The organism is Baaleninema simplex PCC 7105 (assembly GCF_000332355.1).
Classification (GTDB): Bacteria; Cyanobacteriota; Cyanobacteriia; order Cyanobacteriales; family Geitlerinemataceae; genus Baaleninema; species Baaleninema simplex.
Genome location: NZ_KB235958.1, coordinates 1,268,570 through 1,275,049 on the forward strand (window position 1 = coordinate 1,268,570; position 6,480 = coordinate 1,275,049).

Here is a 6,480-nt window from a genome sequence, read left to right on the forward strand (position 1 = left end):
CCTAATTCTTTTCCGATTCAATTTATACTACTTATACACTACATTTGAAGTGCGGAATGTGGGTTTCAGGACTTTTCTGCACCACGAAGGCATTACTCCTCATTACTTTCATCTCCTCACTGGTGACTGGTGACTGGCGACTGGTGACTGTTCACTGTCAAAGGGATGATGGGATGATGGGATGGAGAGATAACGATCGAAGACATTTTTAAGATGAGTCAGCCGAAAATTATTGTTCTCGATGACGATCCCACCGGCTCCCAAACCGTTCATAGCTGCTTGTTGCTAACGAAATGGGATGTCGAGACCCTCAGAATTGGACTACAGGACGACGCGCCGATTTTCTTCGTTCTGACGAACACACGCGCGCGCACCCCGGAAGACGCCGCCCAGATTACGCGGGAAGTCTGCCAAAATCTCAAACAGGCGATCGCCGAAACGGAAATCGCCGATTTTCTCGTGGTGAGTCGCTCGGATTCGACGTTGCGGGGACATTACCCCATCGAAACCGACGCGATCGCCGAAGAACTCGGTTCGTTTGACGCGCACTTCCTCACCCCCGCCTTTTTTGAAGGAGGACGCTTCACCCGCGACAGCGTTCACTATCTCCTCGTCGATGGTGTCGAAACCCCGGTTCACGAAACGGAATTCGCCAAAGACTCGGTGTTCGGCTACCATCACAGCTATCTTCCCGATTACGTCGAAGAAAAAACCCAGGGACGCATCAAAGCTGACGATGTCGAACGGTTCGTCCTCGACGACGTGCGATCGGGATGTCTCGATCGCCTACAACATCTCACCGACAACTGCTGCGGCGTCGTGGATGCAGAAACCCAAGCCGATCTCGATCGCTTCGCCGCTGACGTTCGAGAAGCCGCCAGTCACGGGAAACGCTTTCTCTTCCGCAGTGCGGCGAGTTTGCTCACCTCCCTCGCGAACTTAGGGAAACAACCCATCGCCGCCGAAGATATGGCGCAATACGTTCGAGGTGGAAAACCTGGTGCGGTGTTAGTAGGGTCTCACGTTAAAAAAAGTACCCAACAACTCGATCGGTTGCTCCAAGAACCGGGAATTGAAGGGGTTGAAGTAGACGTGACGCACCTTCTCGAAGACTCCCAAGAACAGCGTCAGGCGTTGTTAGAGTCCGTTTTAGCGAAAACTCACGACATTTGGAATTCGGGAAAAACTCCCGCCATTTACACCAGTCGCGAGGAATTGCAGTTTCCCGACACGCCAACGCGACTGCGCTTTGGAATCGGTGTTTCCTCGCTGTTAATGGATGTGGTACGCGGTTTACCGAAGGATATTGGCTTCTTAATTAGTAAAGGTGGAATCACTTCCAACGACGTTTTGAGTACGGGGTTAGCCTTACAAACGGCGCGACTGTTGGGACAAATCCTCGCCGGATGTTCCGTGGTTCGCACCCCCGAAACACACTCGCAGTTTCCCAATCTCCCAGTGGTTCTGTTTCCCGGTAACGTCGGCGATGCAGATGGCTTGGTCACGGTGTACAAACGCTTTATCAAAAATTTTGGGTCTAAGACCCCGCCCTTCTAAAGCAGCTTTTGACAATTCTGTTTTTTCGTGGAGGAACCACTGTCTCGCTAAGTCGATTCACGATGCCGGTTGGTATCAGTTCAGGAAGTGGTTGGAGTATTTTGGGGCGAAATTTGGCAAGATGACCGTGGCTGTGAATCCTGCCTATACCTCCGAGCAATGCTCGAGTTGCGGTGCGATCGCTCAAAAATCTCTTTCGACGAGAACCCATGTTTGTCAGTGTGGTTGCGAACTTGACAGAGGCCATAACGCCGCACGCAATATCCCCCCAACCCCCCGTCGGTTCGGGAGGCTACGGGGGGATTCGTACCGTAGGGCATACCGGAACTTCGGTTCGGCTTCGCTCACCGAGTGCAGTCGAGGTGAACGCTTCTTTGACATCCTCTCCCAGCAACCCTATCGGGTATGCAGGGAGATTCCCGGGTTCACACCAAGGATTTCCTGCTTCTCAACCTCTTGACTAGACTTGAACTCAGATAACTTCAAGTCCCCGCCAGAACGATTCCACAGGCTTTTTGTTTTACGTCCACTTGGTGCCCCCAAGCCGGACGGATCTGATTTTTGGTTTTGGGCTTTATGCTCTATACAGGTTGCCAGTGTCTTAACCGTTACTTCTGGGCTGCCTACTGGATGAGCTATCCGTATGTTTTCAGCGTGTTACCACCTTATCAATTATATTTGATGGCTCGTTTCGGCGCTATCCCCTTCTCTCGCTATCGCATTGTTCAGGGGACGCACCTCAACTCACCGCCGCTTCACCACCCCCTAACCGCTTCGCGGTATAGGCGGAGTACTGCGACGGATTTTGATAGCAGGACTATAGAAAAATGGTATCACTGGTTGCGTCGAGTTGTCCTTCCACCGTCCCCGCCTCAACGCTGACGCGAGGAACCGTTGCAGGAACCTCCACCACTCCTTTCAAAAACGTCTCAGGCTCGGCAAATCCCTTGCGTTCTCCTGCCCGCACTTCCGCCGTCAGCAGCGAGCCAACCAGCGTTAACCCAATCCAACCCCAACCTTTCAACCCCATCGTTCCCAACCCGTGAACGCTCCGACGATTCACTGCTAAGCAGTAGAATCGCGGCTTCCTTGTCCGGCACTCTCCCCTACGGAGCAGCTACAGTTGTCCAAGATAGGCGGCGCTCTCGCCTACGGTCAGGAACTTTGGCCTTGACCGCACTCCGAGTCGTTTCCGCTCGTGAGTTTAAGTGTATTATCGACAATGCCATACCAACTTTTGACCTAGCTCCCTACTTTTAACAATTCGGGCGATACCGGACTTACAGGTTCAGCTGTACCTTACCGAGCAGGTCTTGTATCTACCCGGTACTCCAGAGTTCTTATTCTGGCGGGTAATAGTGCCGTACTCAGCTAATTCAATAATAGTACACTGTTGCCCGCCGCATCCTACGATTCTACCGTCAGGTGAATCGTAGGATGCGCGACGGTTCTGCTCAAAATGATGGCGGGCGTCGTCTGCAACGACACCCGCCCGAGGCGATAACAGCGAGATCGCTCGAGGTTTATCGCGATCGTTTAACCGTTTCGCCCTTCGTTAAAAGATCGATAACCTCGGTGGGCGTCGTACAAGTGACAGCGATCGGTAATTTCTTTTATTAACGACCAAGAAAACGTTTTTTCGATCGTATAGGTTCCCCAATGCTCTTTTAAGGCGCGATGGGCGCGACGTAAGTTGTACCAAGGAATCGCGGTCGAAATGTGGTGGGGAAGGTGAACGTTAATGTCGTGACAGAGAACTTCTACCCACGCCGGATAAGAACAGTGAACGGTTCCACACAGTTGGGCGCGAGCTTCGTTCCACTCCTCGGCCGGTTGAAACTGAATCTCGGGGAGGGTGTGGTGAACCAGGGTAAAGGTACTCATCCAGAAGTGATACACCATCCAGGGCATCAGCCAGAATTTGACGAATCCCCAGATTCCCGTAGTGGCGATGAGGAGCGGGAAGCCCACACAAGCGGCGACGATAACGAACAATGCTGAAAAGCGCACCTGTTCTCGCTGTTTGCCAGAAAACAAGTTCCAGTTAAAGTGTTGGACGAGCCAGTGTCCGATCGAACCGACCCACCAGAACCGCCCGCGAACGGCGGTGTAGATGCCCCGTTCGATCGCCGATAAGTTGCGATAGACTTCGGGACGATAGGGATCCCAAGCGTTATCGACTTCTAATTTATTGGTGTGTTTGTGATGGTAGTTATGTTGAATTCGCCAGCCGTGAAACGGATAAATCAGCGGCAAAAACATGATGTGACCGACGAGATCGTTGACCCATTTCCGATTAGAAAAAGAGCGATGTCCTGCATCGTGACCGAGAACGAACCATCCTGTCAAAACAGTTCCTTGAAATACCCACAAAAATGGTAATAAATACCAAGGGGAAATGGCAATTCCAATATAGCCGATCGCGGCGAGAGCAATATCGGCAAAAAATGCCGTCCAAGCTCGAGTCGGACGTTTTTTAAAAACGTCTCGTGGCAACGTTTTTAAAATGTCTTTCATGCGAACGTCAGCATCGAGTGTAGGTGGTTTCGATGCTTCTGGTTTCGTCAATACTCCGGTCATGAAAAGATATCTCTACTGTTGTCAGGCTGTTTTTCAATGCCGAAATTTAAGACAAAAAAAATTCACTAGCGGCGACAGGTCGATCGCCCCAATTCTGAACCAGTGAAACTTGTCACAAGGGTTTCGGCAAAGCGAAAAAAAACTTCAACTTTTATACCATACTTTGGGGATCGTTCTCGAGCGAACGCGCTCGAAAAACGACAAGCGATCGCGATCGCCCTAAGCTCGATATCCAGTGCGATCGAATCGGGACTCTACCGACTCGACGACGATGTCAGCCGCGATCGTCGTGTCTGCGGCTCTGGGGAGCATCTATTTTAAGTAATGAGTAAAAATACTTAAGCCAACTCGCGATTGAGATAAGCACAGCGTAAACGCAACATGGGATTGACATTCTCTCGATTCCACTGCGCTCCGGAAATCTTCATTCTCAAACCAATGCGTTTAATAGTCGATTCAACTTCCCCCGAACCAATGACCTGGCCGTTTTCCTGGCGTTGGGCATAATTCGGTAAGCGATGAGAATGGCGCTCTATATAGTTGAGGAAGTTGACCACTTCTGGAGTACGCCACTGGCCGAACTCGGCCCCCGCGGCTTCGACCTCACCCTGCCACAAATGCTCTCGTACCGCTTCTAAACGTTGGTTTGAGCCCCCGACACGATGGAGGTTCTCCACCTCTGTGATACCAGTCAAGAATTTCCTGGCGTTGGGATTCCTTGAGGCAATCACGAGCCAAATTCCAGACACCGGGATGACCGTCGGCCACGACACTCACCGACTCAGCCCTTGGCTGTTGGCGCACCCAGTCCACCAATTATTGAGCGTTGTCTTGAAAGACGGCGGCACAAACCTGTCCGTGTAGAGCAATGGCTTTGTAGTCGCGCCAGAGACTTTCTTGTCCTTTAGGGGTGCGTAGTCGCACCTTGCCACCATCAACACTCATTTCCCTCACCGAGTCTTGGCTTTGGCTCAATGACAGTTGCGTTTTGGCGGGCTTGGCGATGCTGAGTGCCGTGAGAAACCTTGACCCCAGTCAGGACTTCGATATCGACTTCAGCGTTAGCGAAGGATTCGTTGGCACAAAGGAGCAACGAACAACGTTCTAGATGAGGACTCACTCGTGTGCGGGGCTTAACCTTTAAGCGTTTGGCTTGATTACTGGTTAGGGAGACTTCTCCAATACAGCTGTCGAATTTTTCGTTCTCGTCCGCTACGAGTCTGGCTGCTTTGGGCAAAAAAATAGGGCCAGTTCTGGGCCAAGGGTTTCGAGCCAGTGGTCGCGCAGGCTCAGCTCGATGCTCTCGAAGTCTTGGACTTTTCGTCTTTTAGGGGGTATTTTGGGTACAGGATATCGGCGATCGGTCTCGGCAGTCTTGTTTTGAGTTTTTGACGTTCGTTCTGGGGTCATTGACGACTGGGGAATGCTTTCCTCTCTATTCTCGAACCTCTGTCAATGCGTATTTCTACTCATTGCCTTAACTAGATGCTCCCGCGGCTCTGAGAGGACAGACAACATTGAAGTTACCCACCGCTAAACCGAGCAGCTTCCTTCGGGGGCTTCCTAGAATAAGGCAACTGCACAAAGTCGCTATCCCCATTCCAGGCTTCCTGCTTCGCGGGCTGGCTATTGCTGAAGCCCCCACAGGCAGACAAGACGATATCCGCCTCGTTTAACGCGCGTTTTAGCCAAAACCGCAGAATCCTCCGTTTCTAATCTTCGATTGAAGTGGGTACGAACGCGCGGCGGTAAGGTGGTGGGTAAGCCGGTCGATTTGCTAGACGGCTCTTAGTGCGAGGCTCGTTTTCTTGTAATACTCCATCCTCTTCCGATAAGCTAGGTTTTAAGAAGTCTTCACCACATCCCCCCTTAGCCCCCTATCCCCCCTTAGCCCCCCTTTGAAAGGGGGGCTAAGGGGGGATGGTTGGGGGGATAGAGGGGCTTGTCTGACTGAGTAAAACCGGTGTTTGAGTCCTCGACTCCGCTCGGACTCAACACTGAGCGAAGTCGAAGCGAGCCAAGTCGAAGCGAGCCAAGTCGAAGCGTTGAAATTCTGATTCCGTATTAGCGGTACTTAAACAAATTTCAAGCCCAAACCAAGCCAAAACGCGCTTTGTGAGCGGCAAACAGGTCTCGATTCTCGTTCAGCCATGACCAACAAAACGAAAAGACGATGGCTAGTCCGAAAAGCCTCTAAAGCATCTACAAAAGTTTCCAAAGGTTGGTTCGCCCACTTCCTTCGTAAACCGCCCGTCAACTTATGCCAAAGGATAAAAGTGTAGGCACAAAATACCAAAATTAAATGCCGCTGTAAACTCTTCAAACCTCTCGCCTGGCATTCCC

5 protein-coding genes and 2 pseudogenes are annotated in these 6,480 nt (G+C 51.4%); 2 read left to right on the top strand and 5 right to left on the bottom strand.

What is annotated here, in order from left to right; all coding sequences use genetic code 11:
* Nucleotides 1–213 precede the first annotated feature (213 nt).
* Nucleotides 214–1,557, top strand: a complete 1,344-nt coding sequence (locus GEI7105_RS0107605) for a four-carbon acid sugar kinase family protein (protein WP_017659875.1) — start codon at nt 214–216, stop codon at nt 1,555–1,557.
* A gap of 31 nt (nt 1,558–1,588) precedes the next feature.
* Nucleotides 1,589–2,021 (top strand): annotated as a pseudogene (locus tag GEI7105_RS39755) (RNA-guided endonuclease InsQ/TnpB family protein); the annotation flags it as partial.
* 353 nt (nt 2,022–2,374) lie between these two features.
* Here GEI7105_RS39755 and GEI7105_RS0107610 read toward each other — a convergent pair.
* The 5 genes and pseudogenes from GEI7105_RS0107610 to GEI7105_RS36910 form a co-directional block, all read right to left on the bottom strand.
* Nucleotides 2,375–2,620 (bottom strand): hypothetical protein, encoded by a 246-nt coding sequence (locus GEI7105_RS0107610; protein ID WP_017659876.1) that lies wholly within the window; start codon nt 2,618–2,620, stop codon nt 2,375–2,377.
* A gap of 473 nt (nt 2,621–3,093) precedes the next feature.
* The gene (locus GEI7105_RS0107615) at nt 3,094–4,137 is read right to left on the bottom strand and encodes a fatty acid desaturase (protein WP_026097497.1); all 1,044 of its coding nucleotides are present in this window, start codon (nt 4,135–4,137) and stop codon (nt 3,094–3,096) included.
* 338 nt (nt 4,138–4,475) lie between these two features.
* Nucleotides 4,476–4,832, bottom strand: coding sequence for a hypothetical protein (locus GEI7105_RS35905; protein ID WP_144053708.1), 357 nt, complete (start codon nt 4,830–4,832; stop codon nt 4,476–4,478).
* A gap of 121 nt (nt 4,833–4,953) precedes the next feature.
* Nucleotides 4,954–5,082 (bottom strand): hypothetical protein, encoded by a 129-nt coding sequence (locus GEI7105_RS40410; RefSeq protein ID WP_281166979.1) that lies wholly within the window; start codon nt 5,080–5,082, stop codon nt 4,954–4,956.
* Between the two features lie 1,140 nt (nt 5,083–6,222).
* A pseudogene (locus GEI7105_RS36910) lies at nt 6,223–6,480 on the bottom strand (IS701 family transposase); the annotation flags it as partial.

What these genes read in the sequence shown, in the direction of transcription:
- GEI7105_RS0107605 (WP_017659875.1), top strand. Translation starts at nt 214, where the DNA reads ATGAGTCAGCCGAAAATTATTGTTCTCGATGACGATCCCACCGGCTCC.
- GEI7105_RS0107615 (WP_026097497.1), bottom strand. Translation starts at nt 4,137, where the DNA reads ATGACCGGAGTATTGACGAAACCAGAAGCATCGAAACCACCTACACTC.
- GEI7105_RS40410 (WP_281166979.1), bottom strand. Translation starts at nt 5,082, where the DNA reads ATGAGTGTTGATGGTGGCAAGGTGCGACTACGCACCCCTAAAGGACAA.